At 69.9% G+C, this 15,884-nt stretch carries 14 protein-coding genes; 9 read left to right on the top strand and 5 right to left on the bottom strand.

Going from position 1 to position 15,884, the window contains the following annotated elements; genetic code table 11:
- The first annotated feature begins 141 nt into the window (after positions 1-141).
- The 5 genes from ahpC (at position 142) to KZJ41_RS05435 (ending at position 5,231) form a co-directional block, all read left to right on the top strand.
- Positions 142-705, top strand: coding sequence for an alkyl hydroperoxide reductase subunit C (ahpC, locus tag KZJ41_RS05455; RefSeq protein WP_050034622.1), 564 nt, complete (start codon positions 142-144; stop codon positions 703-705).
- A 141-nt stretch (positions 706-846) separates the two neighbouring features.
- On the top strand, positions 847-2,436 hold the full coding sequence (gene ahpF, locus KZJ41_RS05450) for an alkyl hydroperoxide reductase subunit F (protein ID WP_006931961.1): 1,590 nt from the start codon (positions 847-849) through the stop codon (positions 2,434-2,436).
- Between the two features lie 10 nt (positions 2,437-2,446).
- On the top strand, positions 2,447-3,364 hold the full coding sequence (locus tag KZJ41_RS05445) for a LysR substrate-binding domain-containing protein (protein ID WP_006931958.1): 918 nt from the start codon (positions 2,447-2,449) through the stop codon (positions 3,362-3,364).
- A 94-nt stretch (positions 3,365-3,458) separates the two neighbouring features.
- Positions 3,459-4,064 carry a TetR family transcriptional regulator gene (locus tag KZJ41_RS05440; protein ID WP_006931956.1) on the top strand — a complete coding sequence of 202 codons (606 nt, stop codon included), beginning with the start codon at positions 3,459-3,461 and terminating at the stop codon, positions 4,062-4,064.
- A gap of 120 nt (positions 4,065-4,184) precedes the next feature.
- Positions 4,185-5,231: a nucleoside hydrolase gene (locus KZJ41_RS05435; protein WP_029541357.1), complete on the top strand. Its 1,047-nt coding sequence runs from the start codon at positions 4,185-4,187 to the stop codon at positions 5,229-5,231.
- An 86-nt stretch (positions 5,232-5,317) separates the two neighbouring features.
- Here the strand turns inward: KZJ41_RS05435 and KZJ41_RS05430 are convergent, their stop codons facing one another.
- Positions 5,318-6,724: a C4-dicarboxylate transporter DctA gene (locus tag KZJ41_RS05430; protein ID WP_006931951.1), complete on the bottom strand. Its 1,407-nt coding sequence runs from the start codon at positions 6,722-6,724 to the stop codon at positions 5,318-5,320.
- 193 nt (positions 6,725-6,917) lie between these two features.
- On the opposite strand from KZJ41_RS05430, the gene KZJ41_RS05425 reads away from it, so the two are divergent.
- Positions 6,918-8,474 carry a sensor histidine kinase gene (locus KZJ41_RS05425; RefSeq protein ID WP_065923536.1) on the top strand — a complete coding sequence of 519 codons (1,557 nt, stop codon included), beginning with the start codon at positions 6,918-6,920 and terminating at the stop codon, positions 8,472-8,474.
- Positions 8,471-9,160 (top strand): response regulator, encoded by a 690-nt coding sequence (locus KZJ41_RS05420; protein WP_006931945.1) that lies wholly within the window; start codon positions 8,471-8,473, stop codon positions 9,158-9,160. Before KZJ41_RS05425 ends, KZJ41_RS05420 begins: the two co-directional genes overlap by 4 nt.
- A gap of 75 nt (positions 9,161-9,235) precedes the next feature.
- Here KZJ41_RS05420 and KZJ41_RS05415 read toward each other — a convergent pair whose 3' ends face one another.
- Entirely contained in the window at positions 9,236-11,377 is a 2,142-nt protein-coding gene (locus tag KZJ41_RS05415) for a S9 family peptidase (RefSeq protein ID WP_037201420.1), read from the bottom strand.
- Positions 11,374-12,267: a phosphoribosylaminoimidazolesuccinocarboxamide synthase gene (locus tag KZJ41_RS05410; RefSeq protein ID WP_006931941.1), complete on the bottom strand. Its 894-nt coding sequence runs from the start codon at positions 12,265-12,267 to the stop codon at positions 11,374-11,376. The genes KZJ41_RS05415 and KZJ41_RS05410 overlap by 4 nt, the downstream gene beginning before the upstream one ends.
- Before the next feature lie 109 nt (positions 12,268-12,376).
- On the opposite strand from KZJ41_RS05410, the gene KZJ41_RS05405 reads away from it, so the two are divergent.
- On the top strand, positions 12,377-13,813 hold the full coding sequence (locus KZJ41_RS05405) for an MFS transporter (RefSeq protein ID WP_065922997.1): 1,437 nt from the start codon (positions 12,377-12,379) through the stop codon (positions 13,811-13,813).
- 29 nt (positions 13,814-13,842) lie between these two features.
- Positions 13,843-14,673, top strand: a complete 831-nt coding sequence (locus KZJ41_RS05400; protein ID WP_065922998.1) for a siderophore-interacting protein — start codon at positions 13,843-13,845, stop codon at positions 14,671-14,673.
- A gap of 111 nt (positions 14,674-14,784) precedes the next feature.
- On the opposite strand, the gene KZJ41_RS05395 is transcribed toward KZJ41_RS05400, so the two are convergent.
- Both KZJ41_RS05395 and KZJ41_RS05390 read right to left on the bottom strand, forming a co-directional pair.
- Positions 14,785-15,477: a GTP pyrophosphokinase family protein gene (locus KZJ41_RS05395; protein WP_081636925.1), complete on the bottom strand. Its 693-nt coding sequence runs from the start codon at positions 15,475-15,477 to the stop codon at positions 14,785-14,787.
- A gap of 178 nt (positions 15,478-15,655) precedes the next feature.
- Positions 15,656-15,877: a hypothetical protein gene (locus tag KZJ41_RS05390; RefSeq protein WP_006931934.1), complete on the bottom strand. Its 222-nt coding sequence runs from the start codon at positions 15,875-15,877 to the stop codon at positions 15,656-15,658.
- Between the last annotated feature and the right edge of the window lie 7 nt (positions 15,878-15,884).

Genomic DNA, 15,884 nt, shown 5'->3' with positions numbered 1-15,884 from the left:
ATGGTGCGGTGACGGGCGCGACCAATCATACCGATAGATGCAGACTATCAATCGAATCAGACCGGTCGATTGGCATTATCTATCGAAAGTCGTTAGTGTTCACAACGTCAGAAACCCATATCGACCGAACAGAGGTTCAACGTGGCCCTGATCAACAAGCAGATCAAGCCCTTCTCCGCGACCGCCTACCAGGAGGGCGGCTTCGTCTCCGTGTCCGACGAGGACATCAAGGGCAAGTGGGCGATCTTCTTCTTCTACCCGGCCGACTTCACCTTCGTCTGCCCGACGGAGCTCGGCGACCTGGCCGACCACTACGAGGAGCTGCAGAAGCTCGGCGTCGAGGTCTTCTCGGTCTCCACCGACACCCACTTCACGCACAAGGCGTGGCACGACTCGTCCGAGACCATCGGCAAGATCAAGTACGCCATGATCGGCGACCCGACCCTGCAGATCAGCACCAACTTCGAGGTGCTGCGTGAGAACGAGGGCCTGGCCGACCGCGGCACCTTCCTCGTCGACCCGGACGGCATCATCCAGTTCACCGAGGTCACCGCGGAGGGCATCGGCCGCAACGCCGCCGAACTCGTCCGCAAGGTCAAGGCCGCCCAGTACGTCCGGTCGCACCCGGGCGAGGTCTGCCCGGCCAAGTGGGAAGAGGGCGACGACACCCTCGCCCCGTCGCTGGACCTCGTGGGCAAGATCTGACGCACCCGGATTCGACACCCCGGTAGTGCGGCGCGGGGGTCCGGTCCGCCGGACCCCGCGCCACCCCCGGAGCGCCGAACCACCCGGCGCAGTTCCCTTCGCCCCGATCACCGTTCCGCCCCGTCGATGGAGTAGATCCCTATGCTCGAAGCCTCGCTTGCCGGCCAACTGAAGTCCCTCCTCGAGCGGCTGACCCTGCCGATCGAGCTCGTGTCCTCCCTCGACGACGGACCCAAGTCCGCCGAACTCGCCGAACTGCTCACCGAGATCGCGGCGATGTCGGACAAGGTCACCTACGAGCGTCGCGACGACGACGCGCGTCGCCCGTCCTTCGCGGTGCGCCGCGTCGGCACCGACATCGAGGTCCGCTTCGCCGGCATCCCGCTGGGCCACGAGTTCACCTCGCTCGCGCTTGCACTGCTCCAGGTCGGCGGTTACCCGTCGAAGGAGCCCGAGGAGCTGCAGCAGCAGGTGCGAGACCTGGACGGCGAGCTGCATTTCGAGACCTACTTCTCGTTGTCCTGCCAGAACTGTCCCGACGTCGTGCAGGCCCTGAACCTGATGTGCGTGCTCAACCCGCGCATCAAGCACGTCGCGATCGACGGCGCCCTGTTCCAGGACGAGGTCGACGGACGTCAGGTGATGGCCGTGCCGACGGTGTACCTCAACGGCGAGCTGTTCGACTCGGGCCGCATGAGCCTCGAGCAGATCATCGGCAAGCTCGACACCGGCGCCGCGGACCGGGCGGCGGCCGCGATCGACGAGAAGGACCCGTTCGACGTGCTCGTCGTCGGCGGCGGCCCGGCCGGTGCCGCGGCCGCGATCTACGCCGCCCGCAAGGGTATTCGCACCGGTGTCGTCGCCGAGCGCTTCGGCGGCCAGGTGCTCGACACGATGGCGATCGAGAATTTCGTCTCCGTGCCCTACACCGAAGGCCCCAAGCTCGGCGCCGCACTCGACAACCACGTCCGCCAGTACGACGTCGACATCATGAACGTGCAGCGCGCGGCGAAGCTCGTGCCTGCGACCGAGGGCGGCCTCGTCGAGGTCGAGCTCGAGAGCGGCGCCTCCCTGCTCGCCCGCAGCGTGATCCTGTCCACGGGTGCACGGTGGCGTTCGATGAACGTGCCCGGCGAGACCGAGTACCGGAACAAGGGCGTGACCTACTGCCCGCACTGCGACGGACCGCTGTTCAAGGGCAAGCGCGTCGCCGTGATCGGCGGCGGCAACTCCGGCGTCGAGGCCGCGATCGATCTCGCCGGCGTCGTCGCGCACGTCACGCTCCTCGAGTTCGACTCGGCGCTGCGCGCCGACGAGGTGCTGCAGCGCAAGCTGCGCAGCCTGCCGAACGTCGACATCGTCGTCAGCGCGCTGACCACCGAGGTCCTCGGCGACGGCCACAAGGTCACCGGCCTGACCTATCAGGACCGCACCACCGAGACCGCGCACACGCTCGAACTGGAGGGCATCTTCGTCCAGATCGGCCTGCTGCCCAACACCGAGTGGCTCACCGGGACGATCGAGCTGTCGCCGCGCGGCGAGATCGTCGTCGACGACCGCGGCCAGACCTCGGTGCCCGGCGTGTTCGCCGCCGGCGACTGCACCACGGTGCCGTACAAGCAGATCATCATCGCCGCCGGCGCCGGAGCGACGGCAGCGCTCGGCGCGTTCGACCATCTCATCCGCACCAGCGCCCCGGCCGAGGACTCGGTCGCCGCGGTCGTCCGATAGTTCGTCCCTCGTGAACCTGCGTGATCTCGAGTACCTGGCCGCGGTGGCGCATCACCGCCACTTCGGCCGGGCGGCGGAGGCCTGTTACGTCAGTCAGCCGACGCTGTCGACCCAGATCCGCAAGCTCGAACAGGAACTCGGCGTCGAACTCGTCGAGCGGAGCCCGCGTCAGATCACCCTGACCGACGCGGGCCGGCAGATCGTGGAGCGGGCCCGGATCATTCTGAGCGAGACGGCGAACATTCGCGAGATCGCCCGGCAGTCCTCCGACCCGGAGTCGGGCACGCTCCGCATCGGCCTGTTCCCGACCCTCGCGCCGTACCTGCTCCCCCATGTCGTGCCGAAGGTGCGGGCGAGGTTCCCCGACCTCGAACTGCTGTTGATCGAGGAGAAGACCGAGGACCTCCTCGAGCGGCTCCGCGGCGGCGACCTCGACGTCGCCGTGCTGGCGCTCCCGGTCAACGACGAACACCTGCACCAGGAGTACCTGTTCTCCGAGGACTTCGTGCTCGCCGTCCCGGCCACGCATCCGCTGGCCGCCACGGCCGAACCTGCCCCTATGTCGGTGATCGCGGACGAGAGCCTTCTGTTGCTCGAGGACGGTCACTGCCTGCGGGACCAAGCCCTCGAGGTGTGCCGGTTGACCGGAGCCGCCGAACGCAACGGCTTCCGGGCGACGAGCCTGGAGACCCTGCGTCAGATGGTGATCGCCGGGGTCGGGGTGACACTGTTGCCCCGCCTGGCCGTCACCACCCCGGTCACCCAGCCGCCGGACATCCGGCTGCTGCGCTTCGAAGATCCCGTCCCGCATCGCCGCATCGGCATGTTCTGGCGCAAGAGCAGCGGCTTCCGCGACTTCCTGCCTCAGCTCGCCGAGATGTTCCGCCAGCTCCCCGCCGGCCTGGTCGATACGACACCGCCCTCCTGAGCCGGCAACCCGAGGCGACGGCCGGGTCGCCGCCCGCACGCCGGCATCGACGGAGGTGGTCATAATCGCAGGACACCGGCTGAGGAAGGACCGCATGAACGTCGACATCCCCCGCGATCTGCGGACCCGGCGCCGCCTGGACACCCACCAGGAGATCCACCGGGCTGCCCTCGAGTTGTTCGAGGAACAGGGCGTCCGCGAGACCACCGTCCAGCAGATCTCCGACCGGGTCGGCATCTCGGCCCGCACCTTCTTCCGGTACTTCACCTCCAAGGAGCAGGCCGCCCTGCCCGGACAGCGCCGCCTGCTCCTGGTGATCGACGCCCTGGAGGTCTCCGGCCCGGATCCCGCCGCCGTCCTGAGAAGCGTCGAGGCCGCCGCGGAGGCGGTGATGAGCCGGGAGACCGACCCCGACCTGGAGGAACACCGGCGCGTCGCGCGCCTGCTGGCGAAAGAGCCCGACCTGCAGGCGCTCGCCGCATCGCAGGAGCAGGTCCTCACGTCCCGCCTCCGGGCCCGCCTGACCGAACAGCTCCCGCACTACGACCCGGCGACGATCCTGCTGGTCGCCGAGACGGCCGTGGCCGTGTGGCGCACGAGCTGGGAGCGTTGGGGCGAACTCGCCCTCGCGGGCGAGGCCGCGGAACCGGTGGAGGTCTACCGCCGCTGCCGCGAGGAGTTGCGGCGCATCGTCGGCTGAGACCGCACTCGCACTGCCCGAGCCGCGATCGGCCGTCCGTCCGCGGTGTGGTCGGCATCCACACCCATCCGGCCCGCCCCGACCGTTCCGGGCCGCGGCCGCGTACTGCAGGATGGGCGGGTGCCCGAACCCACCCGCCTCGTCGCCGACGTCGACACCGGCATCGACGATGCACTCGCCCTGCTCTACCTGCTGGCGAGTCCGGACGCGGAGATCGTCGCGGTGCTCTCCACCGCGGGGAACGTGCCCGTGCAGCAGGTCACCACGAACAACCTGGCGTGGCTGCAGGTGTGCGGCCGGCCGGACATCGAGGTCGCCGTCGGCTCCGAGGCCCCGCTCGTCGCGCCGCTGATGACCACCGAGGACACGCACGGCCCGCGCGGCGTCGGTTACGCCGACCTGCCCGCCCCCGGACGCGGCCCGTCGGGCCGCAGCGCCGCCGAGGCATGGGTGGAGCTGACCCGCGCCCACCCCGGCGAACTCGTCGGGCTCGTCACCGGTCCGCTCACCAATCTCGCACTGGCGGTCCGGCTCGACCCGGAACTCCCCCACCGGTTGCGTCGTCTGGTCGTGATGGGCGGGGCGTTCAACTACCCGGGCAACACCACACCCACCTCCGAGTGGAACGTCGCGGTGGACCCCGAGGCCGCGAAGGCGGTGTTCGACGCGTTCTCCGCGGTCGAGCCCGGCCGTCGGCCGATCGTGTGCTCGCTCGACACCACCGAGTCCATCGCGATGCGACCGGAACACCTGCGACGGCTCGCCGAGACCGCGGGGAGCGTGCCGGCCGAAATCCTCTCGCCGGACGATCCGCGCGGACTGCGCTCGGAGGCGTCCCACCCGGTCGTGCGGTACCTGTCCGACGCCCTGCGCTTCTACATGGAATTCCACCGCGATCAGGATCAGGGTTTCCTGGCACACGTCCACGATCCGTTCGCGGCGGCGGTCGCCCTGGGAGCGGTGCCCGTCACCACCCGTCCGGCGACGGTCGACGTCGAACTCGACGGCCGGCTCACCCGCGGCACCACCGTCGCCGACTGGTCCGGCATGTGGGGCCGGCAACCGAACGCCGAGATCGTCGTCGCCACCGACCCGCCGCTGTTCTTCGACCACCTCGTCGAGCGGGTCGGGGCGCACCTCGCCGCGCTGTCCCGGACGCACGTCTGACCGAACGCCTGTGGCCGAATGTCACACCGGCTCGATCTAATCGAACCGGTGTGACATTCGGCCACAAGGGGTTTCGCGGAGGCGGGTCAGGCGCGTGCCAGCACCTTCTCTTCCGGCTCGGCGGCGACGGCCGGCTTCGGCTCGGCGACCGGACCGTGGCCGTCGTCGACCATGGTCTCCTCGTCGAACGGGATGCGGCCGGCGAGGACGTCGCGGACGCGGCCGCGGTCGACGGTGCCGGTCCACGTTCCCACCAGCAGGGTGGCGACGGCGTTGCCGGAGAAGTTGGTGACCGCGCGCGCCTCGGACATGAACCGGTCGATGCCGACGATGAGGCCGACGCCGTCGAGCAGCTCCGGACGGTGGCTCTGCAGGCCGCCGGCGAGCGTGGCCAGGCCCGCGCCGCTCACTCCGGCCGCGCCCTTCGACGCGACGATCATGAACACCAGCAGGGAGAGCTGCTCGGCCAGGGACAGCGGCGAACCGAGCGCATCGGCGATGAAGAGCGAGGCCATCGTCAGGTAGATGGCGGTGCCGTCCAGGTTGAACGAGTAGCCGGTGGGGACCACGACGCCGACGGTGGTGCGCTCGACACCGACGTGCTCCATCTTCGCGATGAGCCGGGGCAGCGCGGACTCGGACGAGGACGTCGCGAAGATCAGCAGGTATTCGCGGGCCAGGTACTTGACCAGCTTGAAGATCGACACCCCGGACACCATGCGCAGCAGGGAGCCCAGCACACCGAACACGAACAGCACGCAGGTGAGGTAGAACCCGATCATGAGGGTGCCGAGCTGGACGACCGCGCCGAGACCGGTCTGCCCGACCACGTTGGCGATGGCGCCGAAGGCACCGATCGGAGCGAGCCACAGGATCATCGACAGGATCTTGAACACGAGCTTCTGCACGTAGCCGATGCCTCGCAGGACCGGCTCGCCGGTCTTCCCGAGGGCCTGCAGCGCGAAGCCGACCAGCAGTGCGACGAACAGGGTCTGCAGCACGCTGCCCTCGGTCAGCGCCGACAGCAGCGACGTGGGGATGATCGACGCGATGAAGTCCATGGTCCCGCCCGCGGCGTGGGCCTTGTCCGCCAGCGCGGCACCGGTGCCGGCGGTCTCCGGAGAGAGGTTCAGGCCGCTGCCCGGATCGAGCAGGTTACCCACCCCCAGGCCGATAGCGAGCGCGACGGTGGACATGCCGAGGAAGTACACCATCGCCAGGCCGCCGACCTTGCCGACGCTGGCGGCGGCCCGCACCGAGCCGATGCCGAGGACGATCGTGCAGAAGATGACCGGGCTGATCATCATCTTGATGAGATCGACGAACATCGTACCGAGGACGCCGAACGACTTGGCGACGTCCGGGGCGAGCCAGCCGACGAGGACGCCGGCCACCACCGCCACGATGACACCGACGTAGAGCCAGTGCGTCCGGTCTTTGCGCTTGGCCGGCGACTTGGCACCGGGTGGCCGGGAGTCTGTGGACGTGCTCATGGCGGATCCTCTCGGATGGGACGTTTCGGGGGACTTCGTGATCGCGGTCACGTTCCTGATAGAAATGGTGGTAGCGCAGCCTCACCCGGTGAAGATTGCGTTCATTTCGTTCAGGTGATGTCGCGCTCACGAGGCGGACCCACCGGCATCCGGAAGGAGTACGTCCGTGCCGCCGACCGCGCACCGGCCGTCGATGAGCGTGGCACGTCAGCTGCTGGTGCTGCAGCTGGCTGTGCTCGCCCTGGTCATCGCCGCAGGTACCGTCCTCGTCGGGATCGACGAGCGCCGCGACAGCGACGACGCCACCCGCCGCACCGTCCTCGCCATCGCCGAATCCCTGGCCGGGTCCGACTCGACGGCCGCGGCGCTGCGCACGCCGGACCCGACCGCGGTGCTGCAACCGCGCACCGAACGGATCCGGGAGGCGACGGGCACCGACTTCATCGTGGTGATGGCGCCGGACCGGACCCGGTACACCCACACCGACCCCGCGATGATCGGTCTGCCGTTCAGCGGCAACATCGAACCGGCCCTCGCCGGCACCGCGTTCACCGAGACCTACGCCGGCTCGCTCGGCCCGTCCATCCGGGCGGTGGCGCCGATCCTCGACGACGAACGCGTCGTCGGCCTGGTCGCCGTCGGCGTCACCCGCGCGAAGGTCGCCGACCAGTTCGCCCGTGGGCTGCCCGCCCTCCTGGGCCTGTCGGCCGCGGCCCTGGCCGTCGCGGCCGCCGGCGCCGTGCTCGTCAGCCGGCGCCTGCGCCGCCAGACCCTCGGACTCGCACCGGACGAGCTGCGCCGGCTCTACGAGCACCACGACGCGGTCCTCCACGCGATCGGCGAGGGCCTGATCGTGCTCGGCACCGACGAGCCCGCACGTGTGGAGGTCGTCAACGACGAGGCGCGGCGCCTGCTCGGCCTCGGCGACGGCCCGGTCACGACGAAGGACCTGCCCGAGGCGCTGCGGGTGGCCGGCTCGGACCTGGACGCCCGCGGCGACGTACTTCTCACCGAGGACCGCGTCCTGGTCGTCGACCGCAGCCCGGTGCAGTGGGAGGGCCGACGGATCGCCACGGTGATGACGTTGCGGGATCGCACCGAATTGCGGAGGGTGCTGGGCGAACTGGACTCGGTGCGCGGATTCGCCGACGCGCTGCGCGCGCAGGCGCACGAGTCGGCGAACCGGCTGCACACCATCGTCACGATGGTCGAACTGGGACGCCCCGAGGAGGCGGTCGCGTTTGCGACGGAGGAGCTGCGCCTGTCGCAGCAGCTCATCGACCGGCTCACCGCGTCGGTGCAGGAACCCGCGCTGGTCGCCCTGCTGCTGGGGAAGATCAACGACGCCGCCGAGCGCGGCGTGGAGCTGACCGTCACCGACGACACCGCGCTGGGCGCGACGCCGCTCGGCACCCGGGACCTGGTGACGCTCGTCGGCAACCTGGTGGACAACGCCATCGACGCCGCGCGGGCCGTCGACGAGCCCTGGGTGGAAGTGACGATACGGCAGGATGATTCGAACATGATCGTCGAGGTGGCGGACAGCGGGCCGGGGATGTCGCCGGAAACCCTCGCCCGTGCCATGGCGCGGGGCTACTCCACGAAGGCGGACCACCACGGCCTGGGCCTGGCCCTCGTCGCGCAGGTGGTGGCGCGGCACCGCGGCACTCTGCGGACCGAACCGTCGCTGGGTTCGATGGTCGTCGCGGAGATCCCCCTGCAGGCCGAGCACGGAGGCGGCGCACGATGATTCGCGTCCTCGTCGTGGAGGACGAGCCACGCATCGCCGACGCCCACCGCGCCTACGTCGATCGGCTGCCGCAGTTCAGGGTCGTCGCCGTCGCCAACACCGGGCAGGCCGCGCTGCGCGCCGTCGCCGACGCCGCGCGGACCGCCGAGCCGGTGGATCTGGTGTTGCTGGACATCGGCCTGCCCGACATGAGCGGCCTCGACGTGGCTGCAGCGATGAGCGGGATCCGCCCGAGCCCGGACATCATCGCCGTCACCTCCGCCCGCGACCTCGAGGTCGTCCGCACCGCCGTCGCCCGGGGCATCGTGCTGTATCTGCTCAAGCCGTTCACTTTCGCGGCCCTGAGCGACAAGCTCGACCACTACCTGGCCTACCGCGACGCGCTCGGCGCGTCGGGCACGGCCACCGGCCAGCACGACATCGACCGGGCGATGGCTGCGCTGCGGACCTCCGATCCGCGCGCCTCGTCCCCGAAAGGCGTTGCGCCGCAAACCCTCGATGCGGTGGCCCGGTGCCTGCGGGACGCGTCGCGCCCGCTGACGGCCGCCGAGGTGGGCAGCGCGGTGGGCGTGTCGCGGGTGACGGCGTGGCGGTACCTGGAGCGCCTGGCCGACGACGGCGTCGCCTCCCGGCACACCGAGTACGGCCGTGCCGGCCGGCCGCAGATCCGCTACGCCCCGCGCTGAGCGGTGGCCGTTGTGGCCGAATGTCACACCGTGTCGTTTACATCGAACGCATGTGACATTCGGCCCCGGCGGTTCTCAGCCGCGGTATGCCCCGGAGGTCTCGAGCACCCACGCGAACTCGAAGGCCACCTCGCGCCACTTCTCGTACCGGCCGGACACGCCGCCGTGGCCGGCGCTCATCTCCGTCTTGAGCAGCAACGGGGCGTCCCCGGTCTTGGTGGCGCGCAGCTTGGCCACCCACTTGGCCGGCTCGACGTAGAGCACCCGGGTGTCGTTGAGGCTGGTGATCGCGAGGATCGCCGGGTAGTCCTTCGCCTCGACGTTCTCGTACGGGCTGTACGAGCGCATGTACTCGTACACCTCGGGGTTGTCGAGGGGGTTTCCCCACTCGTCCCATTCGATCACCGTCAGCGGCAGCGACGGATCGAGGATCGACGTGAGCGGGTCGACGAACGGCACGTTCGCAAGGATCCCGGCGAACAGCTCCGGCGCCAGGTTCGCCACCGCGCCCATCAACAGGCCACCCGCGCTGCCGCCGTCGGCGACGAGCCGGTCCGGGCCGGTGACACCGGCGTCGATCAGGTGCCGTGCGCAGGCGACGAAGTCGGTGAAGGTGTTCTTCTTCGCCAGCGTCTTGCCGTTCTCGTACCAGTGCCGGCCCATCTCGCCGCCGCCCCGCACGTGCGCCACCGCGAAGACCATGCCCCGGTCGAGGAGCGACAGCCGCGCCACCGAGAAACCGGGGTCGATGCTGGCCTCGTACGACCCGTAACCGTAGAGCAGCGCCGGCGAGTTCTCGGGCGTGCCCTTGCGGGTCACGATCGACAGCGGGATACGGGTGCCGTCCTCGGCCACCGCCCAGTCCCGGCGCTGTTCGTAGTTCGACGGGTCGAAGTCACCGAGCACCGGCTGGGCCTTGCGCAGCAACAGCTCTCCCGAATCCACGACGTAGTCGTAGACCCGGCTGGGGGTGATGAACGACGTGAAGCCGAGCCGCAGCATCGGCTGGTGCCATTCCGGATTCGCACCCGGGCCGACGGCGAAGAGTTCCTCGTCGAACTCGAGTTCGGTCAGCTCGCCGTAGCCGTCGGCGGTCAGCGGCCACACCGCGAGCCGGGTCAGCGCCTCCCGCCGGTACCCGAGAACGAGGTGCCCGGCGAACGCGTCGACGTCCTCGAGACGCACGTCGTGCCGGTGCCCGATGAGAGTGCGCAGCGCCGACGGATCGTCCACGGGCGCCTCGGCGAGGACGAAGTTCTCCGCCTTCTCGCGAGTGATCTCCCCCGTCGCGTCGTTCACCACCTCGACGACGTCGTTGTGCATGACCAGGAACCGGTCCTCGCCGCCGATGACGGCATGCTCGGCGCCGTACTCGACGCCCTCGCGGCGCGGCAGCAACACCCGGAATTCGCCGGTGGGATCCGCGGATTCGAGCACCCAGCCCTCGGTGGTGATCTTGGATCCCACCCAGATCATCAGATACTTCTCGCTGCGGGTGGTACCCACCGACACCCAGTACCGCTCGTCGGGCTCGTGGAAGACCTTGACGTCCTCGGTGTGGGACGTGCCGAGACGGTGCCGCCATACTGTGTCCGGCCGCCACGACTCGTCCACGGTGAGGTAGAAGATGTGGCTGTGGTCGATCGCCCACGTCGCGCCGGGTGCGGTCCCGGGGATCTCGTCGGCGAGCAGCTCGCCGGTGCCGAGATTCTTGAACCGCAGCGTGTAGCGCTCGTCGCCGACGACGTCGACCGAGTACGCGAGCAGCGTCCCGTCGTGGCTGATCGAGAACGCGCCGAGGGAGAAGAACTCGTGCCCGGCCGCCTCGACATTGCCGTCGAGCAGCACCTGCTCGCCCGGCAGTTCCACACCCGGCGCCAGCTCCGGCGGATTCCAGTCGTCGGGGTCGGCGATCGGACAGCGGCACTGGATGCTGTACTGCTTGCCCTCGACGGTACGGGCGTAGTACCACCAGTCCCCCATGCGGGTGGGCACCGACATGTCGGTTTCCTGCGTGCGGGACTTGATCTCCTCGAAGATCCGCTCCCGCAGCGGCGCCAGATGCGCGGTCTGCTTCTCGGTCCACGCGTTCTCGGCCTCGAGATGGGCGATGACCTCGGGATTCTCCTTGTCGCGGAGCCACTCGTACTCGTCGACGAAGGTGTGTCCGTGATGGACCCGCTCGGACGGGACCCGCTTGGCGATCGGCGGGGTCATGCGCTCGGCCCCCACCAGTCGGCGAACGACAGGCCCGAGATCCGTTCGTAGGCTTCGATGTAGCGCTCCCGGGTGGCGTCGACGATGTGCTGCGGCAGGGGCGGCGGCGGGGTGTCGGACGCACGGTCCCAGCCGGACTCGGGGCCCGTCAGCCAGTTGCGCACGAACTGCTTGTCGAAGCTGGGCTGCACCTTGCCGGGCTCGTAGCCCTCGGCGGGCCAGTAGCGTGACGAATCCGGGGTGAGCACTTCGTCGGCGAGGATGAGGTTGCCGTCGTCGTCGAGGCCGAACTCGAACTTCGTGTCGGCGAGCAGGATGCCCTTGTCCGCCGCGTACATCGCGGCACGGCCGTAGATGTCGAGGGTGTCCTCGCGCAGCTTCACGGCGAGATCCACGCCGACCTTGTCGGCGACCTCCTCGAAGGTGATGTTCTCGTCGTGGTCGCCGAGTTCGGCCTTGCTCGCCGGGGTGAAGATCGGATCCGGCAGCTGACTGGCCTCCACGAGGCCCTCGGGCAGCGGGACGCCGCACACCGCGCCGGTCTTCCGGTAGTCGAGCAGGCCCGACCCGGTGAGGAAGCCGCGGGCCACGCACTCGATCGGCACCATCTTCAGCCGTTTGACGACGAGGGCGCGGCCGAGAACCTCGGCGGGGATGCGTTCGTCGTCGGGCTCCCCGGCGAGGTGGTGGTTCACCTCGAGCAGGTTGAAGAAGAACACGCTCATCGCGGTGAGCACCCGGCCCTTGTCGGGGATCGGGGTGTCGAGCACGTGGTCGTATGCCGAGATCCGGTCGCTGGCCACGAGGAGCAGGTGCTCGTCGTCTATGACATACAGGTCCCGGACCTTGCCGCCGGCGAGGTGGGGGTAGGACTGGAGTGATGGACGCACGCTGCCACCCTAGTGCGCCGCGCCGACCTGCACCGCACCCCCGTCCGATCGCCGGATCGTTCACTATGACAATGATCGTGACCGGAACCCCACCCCGAACAGGAGCGTGATGTCGGCCGCACCCCGGATCGACGTGGGTCTGCGCTCGGAACGCGGACCGATTCTCGCGGCTCTGATGCTCGCCACCGCGCTCGTCGCACTCGAGAGCACCATCCTGGCCACCGCCGTCCCGACCATCGTCGCGGACCTCGGCGGCTTCACGCAGTTCCCGTGGCTGTTCTCGAGCTACCTGCTCACGCAGGCCGTGCTCGTGCCGGTCTACGGCAAGGTGTCGGACGTGTACGGGCGCAAACCCGTGCTGCTGTTCGGCATCGCGCTGTTCGCGCTGGGCTCGGCGTTGTGCGCGCTGGCGTGGAGCATGCCGGCACTGATCGCCTTCCGCGCGGTGCAGGGTCTCGGGGCGGGGGCCGTGCTGCCGATGGCGCAGACCATCGCCGGCGACATCTACACCGTCGCCGAGCGCGCAAAGGCGCAGGGCTACCTCGCGAGCGTGTGGGGCATGTCGGCGATCGTCGGCCCCGCCGTCGGCGGCGTGTTCTCCGACTATGTGTCGTGGCGGTGGATCTTCTGGGTCAACCTGCCGCTGTGTGCGCTGGCCGCGGGGGTGCTGCTGCGGGCGTTCGCCGAGCCACGGCCCCCGGCCGCCCGGCGGCGGGTGGATCTGGCCGGCGCCGCGACGCTCGCCACGGGTTCGGGTCTGCTGATCCTGGGTCTGCTCGAGGGCGGGCAGGCGTGGGCGTGGGCATCGGCGCCGAGCGCCGGGGTGTTCGCGGCCGGCACGACGCTGTTACTGCTGTTCGTGTGGGTCGAGCGGCGGGCGCCGGAGCCGATCCTGCCGCCGTGGGTGTTCGCCCGTCGTGTGGTGCTGACCAGCAGCGCGGTCGCTGCCCTCGTCGGCGCCGTGGTGCTGGGGCTGACCTCCTACGTGCCCGCGTTCGTGCAGGGGTCGCTGGGCACCACGGCACTGGTCGCGGGATTCACCCTGTCGACGATGACGATCGGCTGGCCGCTCGCGGCGGCTCGTTCCGGCTGGTTCTACCTGCGGATCGGGTTCCGCAACACCGCGATGATCGGGTCCGTGCCGGTGCTGGCCGGCACGGGTCTGCTGACGCTGCTCGACGAGCAATCGCCGGTGTGGCACGTCGCGGTGTGCTGCGTGCTGGTCGGTCTCGGGATGGGCCTGATCGCGAGCCCGGCGCTGATCTCGGCGCAGTCGAGCGTGACGTGGGCCGAGCGGGGCGTGGTGACGGGGGCGTATTCGTTCGCCCGATCGATCGGCAGCGCCGTCGGGGTCGCGGTGTTCGGCGCGCTGGCGAACTCGGCGCTGGCCGCGGACGGGGTCGCCGGGTCGGGCCCCTTGGAGCCGGAGCGGCTCGCCGACGCGGTGGCTCCGGTGTTCGTCGCCCTTCTCGTGGCCGCGGTGGGCCTGGCGGTGACGGCCGCGACGATGCCGAACCGGCCCGCCGAACCACCCAGCACCCCTTAGGTTGGAAAGGCTCACCTAAGGTGTGGGTCATGTCGAACGAAGACGGGCTGCTGCCCAGCGTCATCGAAGTCGCGAAGGTCGAGGACATCACCCCCCGCATGCGCCGCGTCACGTTCGCCGGCCGCGGGGTCGAGGTCTACGCGAGCGACCCGACCCGCGTGCCCAACATCAAACTGATCTTCCCGCGGGAGAACGGCGACCTCGACCTGCCGGTCAACACCGGCGGCCGTCGCCTCGAGTGGCCCGACCCCACGCTCAAGGCACAGGTCCGCACCTACACCGTGCGGCGGCTCGATCCCGCGGCCTCCGAGATGGACATCGACTTCGTCCGGCACGGCGACGAAGGGCTGGCCAGCGCCTGGGCCGAGCGGGCCCGTCCGGGTGACCGCATCGCGGCGGCCGGCGGCGGCGGGATCGTCGCGCCCCCGGCCGACTGGTATCTGATCGTCGGCGACGAGACGGCGCTGCCGGCGATCGGCCGCATGCTCGAACGCCTACCCGAGGGCGCCCGCGGCACCGCCGTCGTCGAGGTCGCCGACGAGGGTGAACGGCAGGATCTGCGCTCCCCCGCCGACATCGAGATCCGCTGGGTGCACCGCGACGGGGCGCCCGCGGGCACCACCACACACCTGGCCGACGCGGCGACCGCCGTGCCGATCCCCGACGGCGAATTGAAGCGGTTCGCGTGGGTCTCGGCCGAATCCGCGACTGTGCTGCGGATGCGCAGGTACCTGCGGAACGAGGCGGGCTTCGACCGCAGGTCCACCCTCGTCATCGGCTACTGGCGGCACGGCATGACCGAGACCGGGTACGGCCGTACCACGGATCACGACCGGGACTTCACCGAGCACGACGCCTGAGCCGGGCCGAGCGACGCGCGACGCGCCGCCCCGGGCCGCCCCGGGCCGAGCGAATGTATCGTCCATCTCCTCAGCGGTAGCGAGCGATACATTCGCTCGCCCCGCAGGAGGTCAGGGCGACGAGTCGGGCCCGTGCACCTGGTCGTGCAGGGCCTCCATCCGGACGTCGAGATCGCGGGCGGTCGCGGCCGCTGCCCGGAGTTCGTCGAGCAGTCCGACGGGCACCGCCTTGTCGTACTTGTAGAAGATCTTGTGTTCGAGACTGGCCCAGAAGTCCATCGCGACGGTGCGGATCTGCAGTTCGACGAACACCGGCTGCACCCGGTCGGACATGAACACGGGGACCTCGACGATCGCGTGCAGGCTCCGGTACCCGTTGGGCTTCGGATGTGCGATGTAGTCCTTGACCTGGACGACCCGGACGTCGCGCTGCCCGGTGATCAAGTCGAAGATCCGGTAGACGTCGGAGATGAAACTGCAGGTGATGCGGATGCCGGCGATGTCGTAGATGTTCTCGCGGATCGCGTCGAGGGTGAGCGGCAGGTCCTTGCGGACGGCCTTCTCGACGACCGACTCCGGTGTCTTCAGCCGCGACTTGACGTGCTCGATCGGGTTGTGGTCGTGGGCGAAGCCGAACTCCTCCCGGAGGATGTTGATCTTGGTCATCATCTCGTCGATACCGAACTTGTAGACCATCAGGACGCGGCGGAACTCCCGTTGGAGCGCGATCTGCGGCGGGTCCAGGTTGAGCTGCGCCGGCTCGACTCGTGGTTGCCTCAGCTGCACGTCGTCAGCGCCGTCCACCGTTTCCGTCACCGTCTGTCTCCTCATCGCCTTCCCGATCGAGTCTGCCAGGTCGGCCGAGGGTGCGGCCCGGCGCCGACCCGGAGCCGCGGTGACGAGCGTGAGGGCGGCACGCGGCGACCGCGCCGGAGCGGCACGGTCGCCGCGCACCCTCAGCCGGGATGGACGGGCGCAGTCGTCACCACGGCAGCGGCACCCACTGGTCGAACAGCCAGAACCCGTGCCCCTGCGGCCCGGGCTGCTGATGCTGCGGGGCCGGCTGGTGCTGCGGCGCCGGCTGCTGCTGAACCGGGGACGAACCGGGTGCGGCGCTCGCGACGCCGGCGCCGGCGCCCACTGCGGCCAACGCGATCGTCCCCGTCGCCGCGACCTTGCCCAGCTTCGTGTTCAGAACCTTCACGACTTCG

Source organism: Rhodococcus sp. 11-3, from assembly GCF_023704055.1.
Classification (GTDB): domain Bacteria; phylum Actinomycetota; class Actinomycetes; order Mycobacteriales; family Mycobacteriaceae; genus Rhodococcus; species Rhodococcus aetherivorans.
The sequence above is the reverse complement of the archived record's forward strand: the minus strand, read 5'-3'. Positions and strand labels throughout refer to the sequence as shown.